The 20736-nt window shown below is 37.0% G+C and carries 18 protein-coding genes; 12 read left to right on the forward strand and 6 right to left on the reverse strand.

All coding sequences use genetic code 11. From position 1 onward, the window contains the following. The first annotated feature begins 59 nt into the window (after positions 1 to 59). The 3 genes from ACWPKD_RS08170 to ACWPKD_RS08180 all read left to right on the forward strand — a co-directional run bounded on the left by ACWPKD_RS08170 (position 60) and on the right by ACWPKD_RS08180 (position 3987). The gene (locus ACWPKD_RS08170) at positions 60 to 761 is read left to right on the forward strand and encodes a hypothetical protein (protein ID WP_455412190.1); all 702 of its coding nucleotides are present in this window, start codon (positions 60 to 62) and stop codon (positions 759 to 761) included. An 88-nt stretch (positions 762 to 849) separates the two neighbouring features. Beyond that, positions 850 to 2391, forward strand: a complete 1542-nt coding sequence (locus ACWPKD_RS08175) for a T9SS type A sorting domain-containing protein (protein WP_455412191.1) — start codon at positions 850 to 852, stop codon at positions 2389 to 2391. 48 nt (positions 2392 to 2439) lie between these two features. After that, positions 2440 to 3987 carry a T9SS type A sorting domain-containing protein gene (locus ACWPKD_RS08180; protein ID WP_455412192.1) on the forward strand — a complete coding sequence of 516 codons (1548 nt, stop codon included), beginning with the start codon at positions 2440 to 2442 and terminating at the stop codon, positions 3985 to 3987. Positions 3988 to 4065: 78 nt separating this feature from the next. Here the strand turns inward: ACWPKD_RS08180 and ACWPKD_RS08185 are convergent, their stop codons facing one another. Both ACWPKD_RS08185 and ACWPKD_RS08190 read right to left on the reverse strand, forming a co-directional pair. After that, positions 4066 to 4473: a hypothetical protein gene (locus tag ACWPKD_RS08185; protein WP_455412193.1), complete on the reverse strand. Its 408-nt coding sequence runs from the start codon at positions 4471 to 4473 to the stop codon at positions 4066 to 4068. Positions 4474 to 4611: 138 nt separating this feature from the next. Further along, complete coding sequence (locus tag ACWPKD_RS08190) at positions 4612 to 5145, reverse strand: hypothetical protein (RefSeq protein ID WP_455412194.1); 534 nt, start codon at positions 5143 to 5145, stop codon at positions 4612 to 4614. Positions 5146 to 5439: 294 nt separating this feature from the next. Here ACWPKD_RS08190 and ACWPKD_RS08195 point away from each other — a divergent pair, with 294 nt between their 5' ends. The 8 genes from ACWPKD_RS08195 to ACWPKD_RS08230 all read left to right on the forward strand — a co-directional run bounded on the left by ACWPKD_RS08195 (position 5440) and on the right by ACWPKD_RS08230 (position 14563). Next, positions 5440 to 6087, forward strand: a complete 648-nt coding sequence (locus tag ACWPKD_RS08195) for a hypothetical protein (protein WP_455412195.1) — start codon at positions 5440 to 5442, stop codon at positions 6085 to 6087. Between the two features lie 185 nt (positions 6088 to 6272). Further along, the gene (locus tag ACWPKD_RS08200; RefSeq protein WP_455412196.1) at positions 6273 to 7271 is read left to right on the forward strand and encodes a PIN domain-containing protein; all 999 of its coding nucleotides are present in this window, start codon (positions 6273 to 6275) and stop codon (positions 7269 to 7271) included. A gap of 183 nt (positions 7272 to 7454) precedes the next feature. After that, a complete protein-coding gene (locus ACWPKD_RS08205) occupies positions 7455 to 8615 on the forward strand; it encodes a putative phage abortive infection protein (protein ID WP_455412197.1) in 1161 nt (386 codons plus the stop codon). Positions 8616 to 8691: 76 nt separating this feature from the next. Beyond that, positions 8692 to 9681 carry a lysozyme inhibitor LprI family protein gene (locus ACWPKD_RS08210; protein WP_455412198.1) on the forward strand — a complete coding sequence of 330 codons (990 nt, stop codon included), beginning with the start codon at positions 8692 to 8694 and terminating at the stop codon, positions 9679 to 9681. 337 nt (positions 9682 to 10018) lie between these two features. Continuing rightward, a complete protein-coding gene (locus tag ACWPKD_RS08215; protein WP_455412199.1) occupies positions 10019 to 11104 on the forward strand; it encodes a hypothetical protein in 1086 nt (361 codons plus the stop codon). 76 nt (positions 11105 to 11180) lie between these two features. Further along, positions 11181 to 12191 (forward strand): hypothetical protein, encoded by a 1011-nt coding sequence (locus tag ACWPKD_RS08220; protein ID WP_455412200.1) that lies wholly within the window; start codon positions 11181 to 11183, stop codon positions 12189 to 12191. A gap of 42 nt (positions 12192 to 12233) precedes the next feature. After that, on the forward strand, positions 12234 to 13916 hold the full coding sequence (locus ACWPKD_RS08225) for a hypothetical protein (RefSeq protein ID WP_455412201.1): 1683 nt from the start codon (positions 12234 to 12236) through the stop codon (positions 13914 to 13916). A gap of 248 nt (positions 13917 to 14164) precedes the next feature. Continuing rightward, a complete protein-coding gene (locus tag ACWPKD_RS08230) occupies positions 14165 to 14563 on the forward strand; it encodes a hypothetical protein (protein WP_455412202.1) in 399 nt (132 codons plus the stop codon). A 74-nt stretch (positions 14564 to 14637) separates the two neighbouring features. Here ACWPKD_RS08230 and odhB read toward each other — a convergent pair whose 3' ends face one another. Together odhB and ACWPKD_RS08240 are read right to left on the reverse strand one after the other, a co-directional pair. Next, positions 14638 to 15852: a 2-oxoglutarate dehydrogenase complex dihydrolipoyllysine-residue succinyltransferase gene (gene odhB / locus ACWPKD_RS08235; RefSeq protein ID WP_455412203.1), complete on the reverse strand. Its 1215-nt coding sequence runs from the start codon at positions 15850 to 15852 to the stop codon at positions 14638 to 14640. 55 nt (positions 15853 to 15907) lie between these two features. Then, positions 15908 to 18679: a 2-oxoglutarate dehydrogenase E1 component gene (locus ACWPKD_RS08240; protein WP_455412204.1), complete on the reverse strand. Its 2772-nt coding sequence runs from the start codon at positions 18677 to 18679 to the stop codon at positions 15908 to 15910. A gap of 107 nt (positions 18680 to 18786) precedes the next feature. Here ACWPKD_RS08240 and ACWPKD_RS08245 point away from each other — a divergent pair, with 107 nt between their 5' ends. Then, complete coding sequence (locus tag ACWPKD_RS08245) at positions 18787 to 19341, forward strand: hypothetical protein (RefSeq protein WP_455412205.1); 555 nt, start codon at positions 18787 to 18789, stop codon at positions 19339 to 19341. A 36-nt stretch (positions 19342 to 19377) separates the two neighbouring features. On the opposite strand, the gene ACWPKD_RS08250 is transcribed toward ACWPKD_RS08245, so the two are convergent. Continuing rightward, positions 19378 to 19728 (reverse strand): hypothetical protein, encoded by a 351-nt coding sequence (locus ACWPKD_RS08250; RefSeq protein ID WP_455412206.1) that lies wholly within the window; start codon positions 19726 to 19728, stop codon positions 19378 to 19380. Between the two features lie 5 nt (positions 19729 to 19733). Next, positions 19734 to 20708: a polyprenyl synthetase family protein gene (locus ACWPKD_RS08255; protein ID WP_455412207.1), complete on the reverse strand. Its 975-nt coding sequence runs from the start codon at positions 20706 to 20708 to the stop codon at positions 19734 to 19736. Positions 20709 to 20736 lie beyond the last annotated feature (28 nt).

A 20736-nucleotide genomic window follows, 5' to 3' on the forward strand; every position in this document is an offset into this window, starting at 1 on the left:
ACTACAGCTAACCGCGGTTTTACAAAATGCGGAAACACTAGCAACCAAACAAAAAAGAGATGAACTATAAATTACTACTCCTGATTTCTTTTGGAATTACGATGAGTTGTTCTAAAAATAAAGAGGCTGAGAACAAGCCTTCCGAAAAAAAAGACGCTGCAATAAACAGTACGACTGTTAGTGAACATTTCCCGCCGGCCGGATGGAAAATAGTCGGGTCCTGCGCAACAGATTTTAATAACGATACTATTCTTGATAAAGCTTATGTAATTGAGGAGGATAAAGAAACGATTCCAAAGGAAGCCGAGTGCATGGGAGAACCCTTTCATAAAAAGGAATTACTTATAAAATTCGGGGCAAAAAACGGAACGGAAACCACCAATTTTAAAACCTCCAAAGTCTTTGGAAAGTGCAATTGGGGTATTCAGGGCGCAGATGCTTTCGACGAAATCGGAAACCGGAAAAACACCTTAAAATTATCCTTTTCTACAGGAGGAACCTACCGCTCTTCCTTGTCCTATTATTTCAGATATCAGGATAATGATTGGTTTTTAATAGGCTATGAAGAAGTATCGTATGATATTTCGCATGAGGGCCAATCCGTTAAAGAGATCAATTATCTGACAGGAAAACAAGACGTCTATGAAACACTTAATGGCAAGAATTCAAAACATGAAATTTCAAACATTAAGAAATCAGGGTTACTTAAACTTGACGGATTAGACATTTCCGAACATCATAACACTATAGGAGAAGAGTAAGCTTCAGTAGCTACCATTTGTCAGCAAAAAATTCCAAACCAACTTTAAAAGCAACAACATCAACCAAAAAAATAAAAACATTACCATTATGAGGATTTATGTATACCAACTAGTCATACTCTTATTTAGTGTAAACACATTTTCACAGGCTCCTGCCCTACAATGGCAAAAATCGCTTGGCGGTACGAATGGCGATATACTGCAAAGTATTAAAAAAACCAGTGACGGAGGGTTTATCGTTTCAGGGTATACCACTTCTGTTAATGGTGACGTTACCACCAACCATGGGGATTTTGATTATTGGGTAGCAAAAGTAACGGATACCGGCACTATCATCTGGCAAAAATCTTTTGGCGGTTCGGGTATGGACTTGGCAAAAAGTGCCATTCAGACTACTGATGGGGGCTTTATTGTATCCGGAAATTCGATGTCAAACAATGGCGATGCTACCAATAATAAAGGCGGCATGGATTACTGGATCCTAAAACTTGATACCAACGGAACTTTACTATGGGAGAAATCCCTGGGAGGTTCTTTTAATGACTACGCGGGTGAAATTCAGGAAACAAATGACGGCGGACTGATACTAACCGGCTATTCAAGCTCGACCAATGGGGACGTTACCGGGAACCATGGGGATTACGATTACTGGGTAGTTAAATTAAATGCAGCAGGAGGGATTGTTTGGCAAAAACCCTTGGGAGGATCGTTACTGGATCAGGCCTTCAGCATTAAACAGACCACAGATGGCGGATACATTGTCGCAGGTGCTAAAAGATCAAGTAATGGCGATGCTACGCTTAACTATGGATCCGACGATTGCTGGATCGTAAAATTAGATGCTTCAGGGAATTTGATCTGGCAGAAGTCTTTTGGTGGCACTGGTCAGGAATTCGCTTATAGTATTATACAAGCTACTGATGGCGGTTATGTTTTCGCAGGATTTTCAACACAAGCAGGTGGTGATGTTACGGTTAACCATGGCGGTAGAGATTGTTGGATCGTAAAACTTGACAGTAGCGGTACCTTAGTCTGGCAACATTCCCTGGGGGGTTCTGCGGATGAAATCGCAACGGAAATAATACCAACACAGGACGGAAACTATCTGGTAAGCGCCTATTCTACTTCAAGCAATGGTGACCTTTCCCATAACAATGGCCTGAATGATTTTTGGGTGCTGAAAATTAGTACTTCCGGCACGGTCATCTGGCAAAAAAATCTTGGCGGAAGTGGCTCCGATCAGGCCTATGCTATCGAACAGGCTGCTGATGGTGGCATAGTAGTGGCAGGTTCTTCATCGTCCAATAACGGCGATGCTTCAGGCAATCATGGCTCCACTGACTTTTGGCTGGTTAAATTAGCCGCTGAAAACTTAAGCACTTCCGAATTCGAAACCAAACAGACTATTATCTACCCCAATCCGGCAAGCAACTTTATTAAGATAACAGGTGCAAATATGGCATCAGACTTTACTTTTAAAATTGTTGATGTAACGGGTAAAATAGTACAAAAGGGTTTTTCAAAATCTGATAACCCAATCACTATTGAAAATTTAGCAAACGGAACGTATTTACTGCAAATGGAAGCGGAAAACGGTATAAAAACATCAGCAAAATTCATTAAAAAGTAAAGCTTAGGCTGACAAACATTAGCAATCAAAAACAATAAAATTAATAGCATGAGAACTTATCTATACCAACTAACCCTACTCTTATTCAGTGTAAATACTTTTTCACAAGCGCCTGCCCTACAATGGCAAAAAGCACTTGGTGGAATGGGTAATGAATACGCCCATTGTATTGTAGAAGCAGCAGCGGGTGAATATGTAATGGCCGGCTACACCTATTCCAACAATGGGGATGTTTCCGGAAATCACGGGGATGCGGATGCCTGGGTGGTAAAAGTTAATGCAACCGGGGCTATCGTTTGGCAAAAAACCTTAGGCGGCTCCGGAGAAGATTGGGCTAAACGGATCAGAAAAACCCCGGACGGCGGCTTCATACTGACTGGACGTACAGCTTCAACCAATGGCGATGTAACAGGGTATCATGGTGGTTTTTCATGGGACTGTTGGGTAGTAAAGTTAAATGCGGACGGAACGATACAGTGGCAGAAAGCCTTAGGGGGCGGCAGCGATGATCAGGGCTATGATATTCAACCCACCTCAGATGGCGGGTATATCGTAACGTGTGGTACTCATTCAAACGATGGCGACCTAACCGTAAACCATGGAGGATTAGACATTTGGGTGGTGAAATTGAATGCAACCGGTGCTATCGAATGGCAAAAAGCATTGGGAGGAACGGACGATGATTTAGGTGGAAGTATACAACAAACCGCTGATGGAGGTTATATTCTGGCCAGCAATACAAATTCAAACAATGGCGATGTTTCCGGAAATCATGGCAATACCGATATTTGGCTGGTAAAATTAGATTCCGGAGGCACCATCACCTGGCAAAAAACCTTAGGGGGCGGCAGTAGTGATGCCGTGCAACACCTCGAAAAGACTACAGATGGTAACTACATCGTTTGTGGCTATACCTTTTCAAACAATGGTGATGTTTCCGGAAATCATGGGAATTATGATGCATGGGTAGTAAAATTAAATGCGGTCGGCACTATCCTTTGGCAAAAAACCTTAGGGGGTGTAAATGCGGACCAGGCAAAATACATCCAGCAAACACCAGACGGTGGATTTATAGTAGTCGCAAACAGTAAATCAACCAACGGAGATGTCACACAAAACCAAGGGGACTGGGATTATTGGGTGGTACGGTTAGACGAACTGGGCACTATCCAATGGCAAAAAACCTTAGGCGGCAGCAGTTATGACGAGGCAAGCTGTATTGAAAAAACCACCGATGGCGGCTACATACTAACCGGGCGAACGAATTCATACAATGGGGACGTTACCGGAAACCACGGCAATGACGATTTTTGGGTAGTGAAACTAGCCACGGACAACCTAAGCACTTCCGAATTTGACGGTATACAAACTATTCTCTATCCCAATCCGGCAAGCAACTTTATCAAAGTAACAACTGCAAATACTGCATCCAACTTTAGTTTTAAAATTTTTGATGTAACGGGTAAAATCGTACTAAATGGTCTTTCAAAATTTGATAGCCCAATCACTATTGAACGTTTGGCAAACGGAATGTATTTACTGCAGATGGAAACGGAAAATGGTGTAAGAACGACAGCGAAATTCATTAAGAATTAAATTTTCGGACAACAAAGGTTTCGCAGGAATTTAAAAAAATCCCGTCCCGATTATATCGGGGCGGGATTTTTTGTTGGGTTACAAGGCATTTCTGTGCGCGGTAACCCCTGCAATAAAAGCATCGACCTCAGCTATTTCCTTATTGAGACGTTCCAGGTCGAGTTCGTTTTCCAGTAAGGCCACCACCCCATAACTCTCTTTTCGGTTTTCCAGCAGGAACTTTTTGTATTCCAGACGTTTCTTCTTTTTCACATGCTCTTCTTTTTGTTTCCCCTCGGGCAAAACGGCGATGATGTTTTCTTCGGAGGCTATTTCCGTAAGCACCCCTTGTAAAACAGCTTCAATCTCTATAGAAGTAGTGCTGTAGGTGTTCGTAAAGCGTTGCTCGGTGTAGCGTTTGTGCGCCAGTTCTTCTTTTTCTTTGGTGGCCCAGGTTAACAATACATCGCAATCGGCTACTGTGGTAATTCTGTTCAATGAATACATAATTTAAATTTTAAAAGTTACTACTATTCTTACGGTTTTCAAAAGCGATGCCAAAAAAACAGGAAGCCAAATCACTTTCTGAATTTTAACATTTTGTAAGAAAATATTTCTTTAAAAATTAAACCATAGTGTATTGATTTACAGTTCGTTTTTACTTTCCTTCATTTTTTGCTCAAGACTGTTTTTTAACATTTCGAGGTTCTCTTTTTTGAGCTGCAGTTCGGTTAGGACATACAAATTATGGGTTCTCAGGGTACCGGCTACTCTTGCCCTAATGCCTTTTGCCAAATCTTTTTTAGCCTGATACTCTGTTTGGTGTTCTAAAAATGCGGCTACTTCCAGGGCAGCAAAACATTCGGCTCTTTTGTTTTCGAGGGCAGTGATTTGTTTAGCCACCTTGTACTGTTTCATTTGTACCGCAAGATAGTCCTGTTGCAATTGTTCCTGCATTTTCTTCTGCTCCGCTTTGGCGATTTCCCGGCTTTCTTTGGAAGGGTTTTTAGCTTGCTGTACCTGTTTCAGCAGCGCCGTTAGTTGTTGCGTCGCGGCTAAGGGCAAGGCGCGTTTGCCGGACACGTACATGGACCATTGACTCCGCTCGATCCCTAATAAGTACGAGATTTCTATTTGCGATAAACCCAATATATTTTTTAAGGTAGTGGTGTTTTCCATGCGTGTCATTTTTTAAATAAAAATTAATTTGACACAAAAACTGTGTCATTTTTTCAAAAATAAAAATTTTGACACGCATTTTGTGTCAAAATTTTGAAAAATATTTTTTTGACACAGTTTTTGGTTTGAAAGGAAGGCGTGTTGGTATAGTCTATAATGTTTATGAAAAATCACCAGATTTGGTGATTGTGGGGGTGGGGAATTTTGGGTAGGTTTGTGGGAAATGTTTGCGGGGATTTGTATATTGTGTTTGATTATAAGTTACCTGCTATGCTAAACCAAAAACAGTAAAATATGAGACATTTCTACATTCTAATAGTACTATTTTTCATTTCATGTGGTACAAAAATGAATTTGGTCAATAAAATTCCTTTAGATAAAACTTATCCTGAACTAAATGCAATTACAAAGGTTGAAATTGGAATCTCATTAGTCACTAAGGAAACGGGATATATTTATAAAGCATTACAAATAAATGAAGATAGAAAAGTAAAACTTGGAGACTTGACCAAAGAAATCCAGAAAGGAGAACTATTCTTAAATAAGTATGAAACTAAAAAATATCTTCTTTATGAATCGCAAAACAATAATTCATTTGGAATTGCAATTTCTAAAGATGGTGGTGAACAAATGTTTTTTGTAAAGACCGAAATGGGCGCAGAAATTGTAAAACTCAACAATCCCATTAATGTTACAGAAACTTCGACGCCGGTTAAATCAAAAGAATATTTTAGACAGGAATTTATTTATAACGGTAAAGTTGGAAATGGAATAAAATTCATCTATCGCGAATTTGCAGATGATTACGCAAGGCCAGCTTTTACACAGGAACTTCAATATGATTTGTCCGATAGCAAAACTGTAGGTTTTAGAGGGCTACGAATTGAAGTGATAAATGCCAACAATACAAATATCGAATATAAAGTATCGAATCAGTTTTAAAATAGCAAGCACAGCAGGTAACAGCAGTTTTAATTTGAAATAAGGCGTGCTCATCATTTTTTTAATTACTACTTGAAAAATCACCAGATTTGGTGATTATGGGGGTGGGGAATTTTGGGTAGGTTTGTGGGAAATGTTTGCAGGAAATTGTATATTGTGTTTATACAACATTTTAAAAGAACATTATGGCAATACATCTTTTTATCGATACAAATGTTTATTTAAAATTTTATCATTTTTCAAATGATGATTTAGAAGAATTAAATAAGCTTCTTGTATTATTGGATAATAACAAACTTGAATTATATCTACCTGAACAAGTCATTAATGAGTTTGAAAGAAATAGAGACAATAAACTTGCAGATGCTCTTAAAACATTTAATTTAAACAAAATAAGCAATCAATTCCCTCAATTCTGTAAAGAGTACAAAGAATTTGAAAACTTAAAAAGAATAATGAAAGAGTATGAGCATGAAAAACAAAACTTGCTTAAAAATGTAATGTCAGCAATTGAAACTTCTTCTCTAAAGGCTGATAAAATCATTGACCTACTTTTCAATAAATCAAACTATATTGAAATTACTAATGACCTTGTCGAAAAAAGCAAACTTCGCTACGATTTGGGCAACCCTCCTGGAAAAAACAAATCATATGGTGATGCCTTAAATTGGGAATCGTTACTTGAAAATGTGGAAGAAGGAAATGATTTGTATTTCATTGCAGATGATAAAGATTATTTTTCTGAGATAAACAATTCAAATTTCAATGCCTTTTTATTAAATGAATGGACAAAAAAGAAAGGAAGTAAAATCAAATTTTACAAAACATTATCAGATTTTTTTAAAGATGTCTTCCCAGATATTAAACTGGCAACTGAATTAGAAAAGGATTTACTCATTTCGGAACTAGATGGAAGTCCTAATTTTTATACATCAAGAAGACTTTTACAAAAAATATCTAAGCTTGATTCTTTTTCAAGTGAACAAGTAAATCAAATTATATCATCAAGTATTACAAATACACAAATTTATTGGATAAGCGAAGATGAAGACATTAATGAAATTTTGCATGATTTTGTAAAAAGTAATTATGAGAAAATCCAACCTGAATTATTAAAAGAATTTTATAGGCTTATACCAAATTTAAAAGTTAAAGTTCCTCCTCCTCCGCCACTAACATTTTAAGAAAAGAGGTGCATAGCAGCGGTTTTATTTTGAAATTAAGGCTTATACATCATTTCTTTAACTCTTTAAAAAATCACCAGATTTGGTGATTGTGGGGGTGGTTATTTATGGGTAAGTTTGTGGTCTAGCTCACTTATCCCATTGGATGTTGTATATTTTATAGGTTAAGTGAAATTTAATAAAATGAATAGATTAATAAAGGTTCTTTGGGTTTCTTCAATACTTCTTGGTATATATCTTTTAACAAAATTTGTAACTAATACTTTTTCCTATTTTTCATTATTATATTATAATGAAAGATGTGTTGATCTTGAAAAATTTGCACAAATAGGTGATTTTATAGGTGGCTTTATAGGAACCATTTTTTCATTTGTAGGTTTAATACTCCTTATTGACACACTAAGGAGTCAGCTAAATGATTCAAAAATTAATAGAGAATTAATTCAAATACAGCAATTTGAAAATACTTTCTATGAATTATTAAATCTGCATAATAGAAATATTGAAACAATTGAATTTTATGATGTATTTGGAAATCAAAGAAAAGGAAAATCTTTTTTTGATAGTAAAAAAGAAGAATTATACAATACATTCAATGCAAGCTTCTCTCTGACAAAAAATAAGAGAAATGCAGTGAGTAATTTTGAACTTATTTACAACATGAATGAAGAAATATTTTCAACTTACTTTAAAACATTATACCAACTCTACAAATTAATTGACAAGGAAGATATTCCTAATGCGTACAAGGTAAAATATTCAAAAATTTTAAGAGCTCAATTATCAAATTCAGAACTATTTTTTATACGTTATAATGCATTATCAGAGATAGGAGATGAATCAATCCAGTATTTAAACAAATACAATTATTTGAAACATTTGTCAAATTTTGAATTATTAGAATTTAAAAAGTGGTGGATTAAATTAGATAAATTTGAGAGAAACGGCTTAGGACACATTTTTAAAGATTTAAAGTATTTACTAAAAAACATAATTGACGATAGAAATACCGACACCCTAGAAAAGGTTTTCAAACAGAGTAAATATAAAATTATAATTACGTCAAAAGAAAAATTTGAATTAGAAATAAAAATTATCATCAACAATAATTTAAATCCTCAAGGTAAATTTTTGATTGATGGTTTAGATAAATTTAATGTCAAAGAGATTGAAATACTCTTTAAGTATGTTGTTAGAGAGTATCTCATATATTCAAATTTTAACCGTTTCAACGTAAGAAGACAGTTAGATATAAGATCAACAACTAATGGAAATGAAATCACAATTCAGATTGAACAATTTTTAAGAAAAAGAATTAATTTCTATAATAAAAACTTCACATAGCAGCGGTTCTATAAAAGTGAGATTTAATTATATATCGTAAAAGAGCCAAGTATTTAACAATAATAACTGAATTTACATGAAACGCAATTTAATCAATGAAATTAATGGCATAAAATCAAGGACAGAATTTAATTCTCGTCATGACATAAACCTACGACTCAATAACATTGAAATTGCTTTTGCACAATTTTTAAATAATGATGAAGTTTTACACAGTGAACTACTTAAATATATTCCTATAGCAACTGTAGCATGTTTTGAAGCATTTTTTCGTTCAGTTATTAAAGAGTTAATCGATTTTGGGAAACCTTTTAATGAAAATGCGCTACAATTCAATCAATCTAAAAATGTGAAGTTTGATTTTGATATAATTCTTGCTATTCAAAGTAAAACAGTGACAATTGGAGAATTCATTTCACACATTTTACCCTGTAACAACTATGATGATATAAACTCAAATCTTTCAACTTTAGCTGGAATTGATTTTACTAAAACACTTAAAAATTTCAAGCGTGACAGTATATCTGAACATACCAATAAAAATTCTGAATTATTTCGAAATAATTCAGATCAAATAATATCTGATATTAAAAAAACTTTTGAATTAAGACATATTTTTTGCCATGAGTTTGCTACTAGTGTCAAAGTTGATAAGGATGAAATAATAAGATGCTTTAAAAATTCTAAAATTTTTCTAGAGCATGTAAATGATTTCATTTGGCAGCTTCTTCACCCTAATGCTCCTGAAAGCCAGATTGAAATGAATATTAAATCGGCTAACGACTTTGAGTATATAGAAAATGAATTGTCTGAGTTAATAACAAAAATTAAAGGAATGCGAGGTGAAAATCATAAAGGATTTGTAAATCAAAAACTTTTTGATAAATCAATTGTAGAATGGAAAAAATATAGAACGGCAAAAGCTGATGCTGATGCATCAATTTATAAAGGCGGAACAATTTATCCGACAATTTCTGCAATGAGTTCAATATGGACGACAAAAGAAAAAATTGAAAGTTTAAAAGATGAATTTCAACACGAATTAAGAAAGTATACCAACCTCTAACAGCGGTTTTACAATGGTTGGCTAAATCTGCAATGTAAGAACCCCGATAGCGCGGATTTGCAACCACGATAGCGCGGATTTGCAATCCGTGCCCACAATCAAATTCAAAAAAACTAAACAACAGCTATAACATTGGCTAAACCAGCATGCTTTTAAGCTTCTCCTGTTTTCGGCAGCACGGATTGCAAATCCGCGCTAACATTACTGCGTTAACAGGTAACTACCCACGGCTTTAGCCAAACTGACGACGTAAATCCGCGCAATCAGGTTTGTGGGGAATATTTGCTGAAAACTTGTTTATTGTTTATATTTATGAGACTCCAGTAATATTACAAAGATGAGACTGTTAAGAAATGTTATCATTTTTATTTTATTTTTCTCTTCTGTAAAAGTCTTCGCTCATGAGGATTTCACAGCAGTAAGAAAATATTCAAATGTAATTGTGAGGTTAAAAAGCGGTTATTCGTACGAGGAATTTAACAAAGTATTTCTGTTAGGAAAACTGGTCGAAAAATTTTCCAGGAAACTGAATTACTCCCAAACCATTTTTTTAGACTTTGACCATTACTACGTGGGACAATGTCAACCGGCATATTTCATTTCATTTGACAAAGGAAAAGATCATATTAAAAAAGTTTATGCAGATGGGGAGCCTGAAAAAGACATTCTTAAAGACAATGCAATAGTAATCAGGCAAGTCTCTACTTCTTTTGACCCTCAAATTACACTTAAACTGGTAGAATATGCTATTGAAAACCTACCCTATATTAAGAGGAATCAAAAAACAGTAGTTTATAAAGAAAATTATTGCGATTGGGAAATCAAATCCGTTGACAGAAAACGTATAAGTCAGATTGTTAACGCACCCAGTTCGAAAAATGTCCGCAACAGTCTGACTGAAAGAATTAATTTGGATGATGACAAATCAACCAGTATATCCTATTATTTGCAAAATAATTCATTTACTCTTTTTTACAAGTCAAAAGGAAAAGAATCAAAGATTATTACTCTTAAAACAATTTATTACATAGCACAAATCAGTAAAGAAGCTATTATTGTATTTACTTCTAAAAGCTCATTTTATTATATCAATAAAAGTAAACTTTCAAAAAAACAATACATTCCAAATCCAAAAACAGCATTCAGACCCTACAATATTGAAAAATATAAAAATGATACAATAAGCTTTTTTTATTATTACACAGTTTTAACAGGCAATAAGGATAAGCCAATGAAAGATGTAAAAAGAGAATATGTTTATTCCATAACGAAAGATAAATTAACGCTAAAAAACACTACTGGCAACAACGATTTTGAGTTAGTGGGGCTTCAGTGCGTAATGGAAGGGACTGGATTGGAAAGGCTTTGCCCTTATTATACTTTCTCCTTTTTAAATCTTCGGTATATTTGTAATCATCAGTGATAAAAATCCGTGTCTTTGTAAAGCCGATATAACGTTGTATATAACTTTATAACAAACTTCATCAATCATTAATTCAATGAAACTATATACTTTCATTTTTTGTCTTTTATTTCTAAATCTTCATGCACAAGAAAAGAAGGTTCAGGAAAACATTTATCAAATTGATGCAATTGTCAAAAAAATAGCTGCAAAAGACATTATTGTTTGGGGGAGAAATGAGCGCAACAATTATTTCATTAAAGATTCTCTATTCAATAAACTAATAGAGATTGCTGACGACACTAAATTAATTTCATTATGCCAAAACAACAATGGAAATGTTAGGCACTATGCATTCAATGCGCTGGCTGAAAAATCAAATGAAAATTGTTTTAGAATTGTCTTAGAAAATTTGAAAGACACTACAACTATCCGCGAAAGATGGGGATGTGTTGTAGGAAAAGTGTATGTCACTGACTTTTGGATTTTTTTAATTTCCGGGAACGCTTGGAAAAGTAACTACAAACTAAATGAAGTACAACAAAAAAGGCTTGACAGTCTATTAATTAGTGATAAATCTATTAAGCTAGGATCAAGATTAAATGCCATTGCAGAACTTAAAACTTCTCCTGAAAATTACCAAACGATCAAATCATTAGTCATAAAGGAGAAAAGTGGTGTTGCTTTAAGTTTACTGGCAGCATACCAAAAACCTGAAGACATCAAACTAATAGCTTCTTTTTTCAATAAAAAAGGCTATCAAAGCAGTTTTCTATCTGCTGTGGAAAAATTTCCTGATGTTTCTTTTTACAATTCAGTTTTAAAATGTGTCACTATTCAAAAAAAGAAAAATATATACGACTCTACTGTTGCTTGGATTTATATCTGCAAAGCATTATCTAAGTACCCAACACAAGAGACAACTGCTTTGTTTGAAAAAATGATGGAAGAAAAAGACAACTATACAAAAGAGACTTTAACAAAAAGTATTTATTTGGCTATCACAAAAAATCCCAACCCCATTTTTGACCCAATTAAAGCAAAAATAAATATAACTGATGAAGAGCTTGAAGAAATAAAAATGCTAAACGAGTTATATAATTACTAAAAAACACTGCTTATATAACGCCAAGATGCCAGACGTAATTTTATGAACCGACTGAAAAAAAATATAGTGTTTTTGTTTTTTCTGGGAATATATTTTACCAATACCGTTTTGGCACAAAATACTCCCCAAAAAAACACCTATCCTAAAACCTGCCAAGAAGCAGTAGCTGAAGTAATTAAAATTATGCATGAGAAGGATAAACATTTATTTCGGGATTGTCCAAAATTTGAGGTTAGAAAATTTGCCCACATAATCCACGACAGCCACTTAATAAACTACAGCGACAGTGACCTTCTAACATCATGTGCAAAAAGCATTGGAACAAAATATGTCCATCCCGAAGACGTAACAAATGTTATATTAGCCGGAGTTTGGGACAAACTTAATAGTGATTTAGAACTGGTCGATTTTGAAAAGGTAGTACCTGAACATTATTTTAATGCAATCTCAACAGTAATCGAAAAAGGCAAAGGCAACAGGTCAGGTTATCTAGCTTCTTTACCATATTGGGTTTATCATGCCAATTATTATCAATACAGCATTGATAGCATTAGGGATAATAAATTATTAAATATTGCCAAAAAAATGGTTTTGAAAAAAAACCAAACCTCTTATTTAGGACTATTATACTTATCACAGTTTGGCTCGGATTTAGATGAAAACACAAGACTGATTCAACCTTACTACTTAAATACAACTGACTATTTTACTTTCCCCTCTTATGAGTACACTTATAATCAAAAATCGTTGCTAAAGAAAAGCGATGAATTAATTGGCGTCAATTACGTTTTTAAGAAAACGTCCTATAAGGATTTCGCTTTAAAATGTTATGAGATTATTTATAATAAAACGTTTACTACTTCAAATGATTATGAAGCGTTTTTAAAATATTGTAACACTAATTATTTGGCGAAATGGAAATTTTTAAAAACTTTGTCCTTAGAAGATTATGAATCCTTACTCAATGAGCCAAGAAAATTACTAGAAATTTTAACTTTAACAAATAAATATTATTTCAGAGAAAGTTCAACTCATAACTTAATAATGAGTTCAGACTCGGTTGATGATTTAATTAATATAATCGAAAGTAAAAACCCAATCAGTTTAAAATACCCCTATCATAAAAAACTAGAGGAATACAATTACTTAGAAACGAACGTTTCTTACAAACCTATAAATGCTCTTAAAATGATTGCGGAAAGGTTAACCATGGAAGAACTATTTGCTATTATGGATCCCAAATCAATCGAATTTTATAACAACACCTATAAAACAGACGATACATCAGATTATAAATACCTGATTAGTTTTCTCATAGCCTCCCAGTATGAACGATTGCTAAAGCATCCGGATAAAGAAAGGGTTTTCAAAACTTGTTATTATTATTGGGAAAACGAGCATGTATCTTGGCCCTTCAAATATTTTCTCACTGATTTATTGATACAAATTGACAACAAAAAAGCGTTGAGTATTTTTAAAGAAGACTTTAAAACAAAACCAACTGATGGCTCATTTACAAGACAAGCGATATTAAGTTCAATTATTGAATATGACTTCCAAAATAATTCAAAATTTATAGAAGACTGGTATTGGGTTATTCACGACACACGTTTTAACTACGATCCGGCAGAGCAGGATCAGATATTAAAACTTTTAAAAGAAAAAGATTCCGCTACTTTGAATCTTTATAACAAGATTACAAATGATGTTAGATTTAAAAAATAAAAATTCCCGCCAAAAGCGGGATTCAATATTTACAAACCAAACCTATTAAAGCTCCAAAGCCTTCTTAGGATTATTGTCCATTGAAAGTTCCATTGGGTTTTCTAATGCCTGTGTTCGCATTTCTTCTCCTAAGCAAGGTTTTTTCTTCTTATCTTTTCGGTACCTTTGTAAACGTAAGCAGCAACAAAAGCCACGGGCAGAAAGCCCCGAAAGCTTATGCGCCGGCTTAAAAAACCTAAACTGAAAATATGACAAAGAAAAAATACAAACCGGAATCCTTTCTGCCTGCAAAAATGGACACCTTATCCAAGAAAGAGATTGAAGAAATTGCCCTTAAAATTATTGCCAGTTTAGATTTCAAGTCTAAAAAACAAATGCAACTTTTAAATTCTATTCCTTTCAATACCACTACTTTTCGCAGGGACTTAAAAGATAAATTTGAAAGCCTGGAAAGTCTCGAAAACGAAAAACAACATTTAAGGAATGAGCTCTTTGTGGTGGATCAGGAAATCATCTCAAAAAATTATAAAAGCCAATTCCGATTCAAACATTTTCTGTCGGACAAACAAATCGACGTTACCTCAAACCGACAGCTCAAAGAGTTAATCCGCGAATATAAAAAACTGAAAAGCCAAACCGGCTCATAGCAGCAATAAAAAAATCCCGCCTAAAAGACGGGATTTTCTATTTATCAAGAGATTGCTTCGTTACCTCGCAATGACTATAATTCCAAAGCCTTCTTAGGATTGTTGTCCATCAAGATTTCCATTGGGTTTTCCAACGCTTCTTTTACCGCTACTAAGAATCCTACAGACTCACGTCCGTCGATGATTCTGTGGTCGTACGATAAGGCTACGAACATTACCGGAGCGATAACGATCTGACCGTTTTTAACGATCGCTCTGTCTACCACATTGTGCATTCCAAGAATACCAGACTGTGGAGGGTTGATAATTGGTGTAGACAACATAGAACCGAAAACACCACCGTTTGAAATGGTGAACGTTCCGCCTGTCATTTCGTCAACGGTGATTTGACCGTCACGGGCACGGATAGCCAAACGTTTGATTTCCGCTTCCACACCTCTGAACGTTAAGTTCTCTGCGTTACGCACTACCGGTACCATCAAGCCTTTAGGACCTGAAACCGCTACCGAAATATCACAGAAATCGTAAGAGATTTTCTCCTGACCGTCGATCATGGAGTTTACGTCCGGATACAATTGTAACGCGCGGGTTACCGCTTTGGTGAAGAACGACATGAAACCTAAGCCTAAACCGTGTTTCGCTTTGAACTCTTCTTTATATTGGTCACGAATCGCGTAAATCGCGCTCATGTCTACTTCGTTGAATGTCGTCAACATTGCCGTTTCGTTTTTCGCCGCTACCAAACGCTCTGCTACTTTACGACGCAACATCGATAATTTTGATCTTTCAGAACCTCTTGAACCACCTGTTGGCGTTCCCATAGAAGCTGTAGCGTTTACCGCGTCTTCTTTAGTGATTCTTCCGCCTTTTCCTGTTCCTGTGATATCGGAAGGCTGAATGCTTTTTTCGTCTAATATTTTTCTTGCTGCCGGCGACGGTGCGCTGGTGGCATATGTTGTAGCAGCCGGAGCCGGAGCTGCTTTTACTGCTTCTGCTTTTGGAGCCTCAGCTACTTTTTCCGCTACTGCTGCTGCACCACCTTCCGGTCTTGCGGCATCGGTATCGATTAAACAAACTACTGCACCTACTGCTACCGTGTCACCTTCTTCTGCTTTAAGGGTGATAACCCCGCTCATTTCCGCTGGTAACTCCAAAGTAGCTTTATCAGAATCAACCTCAGCAATTGCCTGATCTTTTTCTACATAATCTCCGTCTTTTACTAACCAAGTAGCAATTTCTACTTCTTTGATCGATTCTCCCGGTGAAGGGACTTTCATTTCTAAAATCATCTTTTATATAATTTTATAGGTGTTGTTATTTATAGAATTCTCAAAAATACAATTTTTATTGGAATAAGGTTTTATCAAAAACCATCGCAATGGCAGAGGCATGACGTTTCTTAGAACGTACATAACTTCCAGCTGCCGGCGCACTGTATGCTTTCGGTGAAGCCACTCTGAATTTCACTTCGTGGAAGTTCATCAGCATATAGCCGTAAGCTCCCATGTTTCTTGGCTCTTCCTGTGCCCAAACGAAATCGTCCGCGTTCGGATATTGCGCGATGATGGCTTTCATCTGCTCGATCGGTAACGGGAACAATTGCTCCAAACGTACCAAGGCTACATCGGTTCTGCCGTTTGCTTCTCTTTCCGCTTTTAAGTCGTAGTAGAATTTACCGGTACAGAACACCAACGTTTTAACATCGGCTTTATTTACGTTTGCATCGTCGATCACTTCCTGGAACTGTCCGTTCGCGAATTCCTCCACAGAAGAAACTGCTTCCGGGTGACGCAACAAACTCTTCGGTGTAAATACCACAAGCGGTTTACGGAATTTGGTCACCAACTGTCTTCTTAACAAATGGAAGAAGTTTGCCGGCGTGGTACAATCCGCTACATACATATTGTGGTTCGCACACAACTGAAGGAAACGCTCCATACGTGCTGATGAGTGTTCTGCTCCCTGGTTTTCATACCCGTGTGGCAACAACATCACCAAGCCGTTCTGGTTGTTCCATTTATCTTCTGCTGCGGAAATGTACTGGTCGATCATGATCTGCGCTCCGTTTCCGAAGTCTCCAAACTGTGCTTCCCAAATGGTTAAGGCATTCGGATTTGCTAAGGCATATCCGTATTCAAAACCTAAAACCCCGTACTCGGAAAGGTGCGAATTGTACACCGAGAAGTTTCCTTTTTTGTTCGGGATGTGGTTTAATAAGATTACTTCTTCTTCGGAATCTTCTACTTTCACTACCGCGTGACGGTGTGAGAAGGTTCCGCGCTCTACGTCCTGTCCGGAAATACGAACATCGTACCCTTCCGTCAATAAGGAACCGTAAGCTAACATCTCGCCCATCGCCCAATCCAATTTGTCCGTTTCGAAGAACATGGTTTTTCGGTCGGAAATCAGTTTGGTGATTTTGCTGATGAATTTTTTATCCGATGGCAGTTCCGTTACGGTTTTCGCCACATCGGTCAATACTTTCTTGTCTACTTTAGTTTCGAACTTCTGAAGCATCACATCTGCCTGTACCTGCTCAAATCCTTTCCACTCGTCCTGCATGAACGGGGTGATTACCGTCAAATCTTTTTTACGGGAAGCTTCAAGGCTCTCTTCCAATCTGGTTTTGTACTCCGCTTCCAAAGAAGTAACATAAGTACCATCAATAGTTCCCTCTGCTTTTAATGCATCTGCATAAAGGTCTCTTGCATTTTGATGCTTGGAAATGGCTTTGTATAATTTTGGCTGGGTGAAACGAGGCTCATCTCCTTCGTTGTGCCCGTATTTTCTGTATCCTAACAAATCGATGAACACATCACTTCCGAATTCCATGCGGTATTCCAAAGCGAACAACATCGCGTGTACCACAGCTTCCGCATCGTCTGCATTTACGTGAAGTACCGGCGATAAGGTTACTTTCGCGATATCCGTACAATACGTTGAGGAACGTGCATCAAGATAATTCGTGGTAAATCCAACCTGGTTGTTCAATACGATGTGAATGGTTCCGCTGGTTTTGTATCCGTCAAGCTTCGCCATCTGGATGATTTCGTACACAATTCCCTGTCCGGCTACGGCAGCGTCTCCGTGAACAGCAATTGGTAATACTTTGGATGGGTTCTCAGCGTAATATTTGTCTTGTTTTGCTCTTGTGATTCCTTCAATTACAGCTCCAACCGTTTCAAGGTGCGAAGGGTTCGGCGCTAAATTGATGTTGATTTTTTTACCGTTTTGAGTAGTACGGTCTGCGGTTAACCCTAAGTGGTATTTTACGTCTCCGTCGAACAGTGCGTCATCGTCGTAATCTTTTCCGTCAAATTCAGAGAAGATGTCCTGCGTCGGTTTTCCGAAAACATTCGCCAATACGTTCAAACGGCCACGGTGTGCCATACCCATTACGAACTGCTCCACGCCTTTATCGGCTGCTGCTTCGATTAAAGCATCTAAAGCAGGGATGGCAGACTCTATTCCTTCCAGAGAGAAACGTTTCTGTCCAACATATTTAGTATGAAGGAAGTTCTCGAAAGAAACTGCTTCGTTTAATTTAGCAAGGATTCTTTTCTTCTGGTCTGCATTGAAATTCGGCAGGTTATCGTTGATATCTAAACGGCGTTGGATCCATTCCACTACTTTCGGTTCACGGATGTACATGTACTCCACCCCGATAGACTCGCAATATACTTTGTTCAGGTGGTTCAGGATGTCCTGAAGTGAACAAGGGTTTAAGTTTACAATGCGCGCGGCATCAAAAACCGTATTTAAATCCGCCGCTGACAAACCGAAGTTTTCGATAGCCAAATCCGGGGCATATGTTCTTCTGTCACGAACCGGGTTGGTTTTGGTAAACAGGTGACCGCGGGTTCTGTAACCGTCGATCAGTTTCAAAACGTTGAATTCTTTCTGTAATTTTTCGGAATCTCCGGAAACCTTCATTTGCCCGTTGGACATGTGTGTAAGCTGTTCCACAGGGCCTTCACCAAATTCATTGGCGAAATCAAACCCCTGGAAAAAACTCCTCCAACTTGGCTCTACGCTATCCGGATTTTGTAAATATTGATCGTATAAATCGGCAAAAAATGCCGTGTGTGCTGCGTTTAAAAAGGAAAACCTATCCATAATACGGTCGAATGACGATTTTGGGTTAAAAAATTTTCCGCAAAAGTACAATACTTTATAATAATCTTCTAATGTTTTTCATACTTTTATATCATAAATTCTTCTTAATGATGAACTTGAAAACAAACATCAGTAAATTTTTAACATTCTTTCTCGCTACCTTTCTTTTTTTAACAGCTACCAGTACGATAAAAGCACAGGATAGTGACGAAACACCTCAAAAAAAAGATTTTTGGGAGAACGTTCGTTTCGGTGGTGGTTTTGGCTTAAGTGTGAGCAACCGTTATTCCAACATTATGGTTTCCCCGATAGCGATTTACCAGGTAAATGACTACTACGCGACCGGTGTAGGTTTACAATACAGCTATGCACGCGACAAAGAATATTTTAATTCCAACATATACGGGGTCAGTCTATTACAAATCTTCAACCCTGTCCCGGAAGTACAGCTTTCTGCCGAACTCGAACAACTTCGGGTGAACAATACTTACACCACCTTCGATCCGGACATTAAGGATGAATTCTGGAACACTGCTTTGTTTTTAGGAGCCGGTTATCAGACCAACAATGTAACGGTTGGCGTGCGATTCAATGTGCTGTACAGCGAAAAGAATTATGTTTACAGTCAGGCCTGGATGCCTTTTGTACGCGTTTATTTCTAAAGAAAAACAGCCCGAAATACAAAAAGAAACTGAATTTTAAAGGCGGTTACGGAACCACACTTTCTGCCATTCGCGTTTTAAAATAAGGAAAGTAACCTGTTCGGATAAATCGACTAAATCGGAACCGTCGAGTTTTTTCACCTGTTCTTCCGAAACATCGATGATGTAGAGCAAATTGAGGTATTCGGCAAATTTGTACTGGATCAGACGATAGACTTTTTCATGGAGCTGCAATTTCAGATCAATAGGTGAAACATCGGTGGGAAAATCCATGCTCTCGTTGGCAAAGGTAAAATCCTTGTTGATCTGTTCCACCAATTTTACATACAACTCCTCTTTCTGGGCTTCAGAAAGTAAAAGATCGGTATTTAAAGGAGTTACATACATATAGCTTATACTTTTCGGCCCATCAGGTTTTCCCCGAAAGTTCTTAAAACGTCTTTTTTATTGGCTTCGATCTGCATTTTGTCAAGCATTTCAAAAGCTTTGAAGGTATAGTCTTTGATCGCTTCCTGCGTGGCCTCACTTGCGCCCGTCTGGTTGAAAAGCGTTTTTACCTTTTCAATTTTATCGGTGTTATCGCTCGGCTGAATCGAAAACAACTGTTTCAACTGTTCTTTTCCGTCGGGATTGGCAAATTCAATCGCCTTAAGATAAAGATACGTTTTTTTGTTTTCAATGATGTCGCCCCCCACCTGTTTTCCGAACGTCAGCGGATCGCCAAACGCATCCAGATAATCGTCCTGCAATTGGAACGCAATCCCAAGGTTCAGACCGAAATCGTAAATCAGGTTCGCGTTTTCTTCCGAAGTTTCCGCTACGATGGCGCCCATTTTCATGGCAGCACCCACTAAAACTGCGGTTTTGTATTCGATCATTTTCAGGTATTCCGGTATGGTAACATCATCGCGGTTTTCAAAATCCACATCCCATTGCTGGCCTTCGCAAACTTCCAGGGCCGTTTTACTGAAGAGTTTTGCCAAATCCCTGAAAACCGCCGGTTCGTATTGTTCGAAGTATTGGTACGCCAAAATCAGCATGGCATCGCCCGATAAAATCCCGGTATTGATATCCCATTTCTCATGCACCGTTTCATGCCCGCGACGCAAAGGCGCATCGTCCATGATGTCGTCATGAATCAGAGAAAAATTGTGGAACACTTCCACGGCTGTTGCTGCTGCCAATGCTTTTTTGTACTCAGAATTAAAAACTTCCGAAGCCATTAACGTTAAAACGGGACGAATACGCTTGCCGCCCAACGACAAAATGTACTGAATGGGCTCGTATAAATTTTTAGGTTCACGTTCGATGGAAATGGCGGAAAAATGCTCGGTAATAAAGGCCTGATACTGCGAAATGGAATGCATACAACAAATTTTCCGCTAAAGTACTTCA

Source organism: Flavobacterium pedocola (assembly GCF_053764385.1).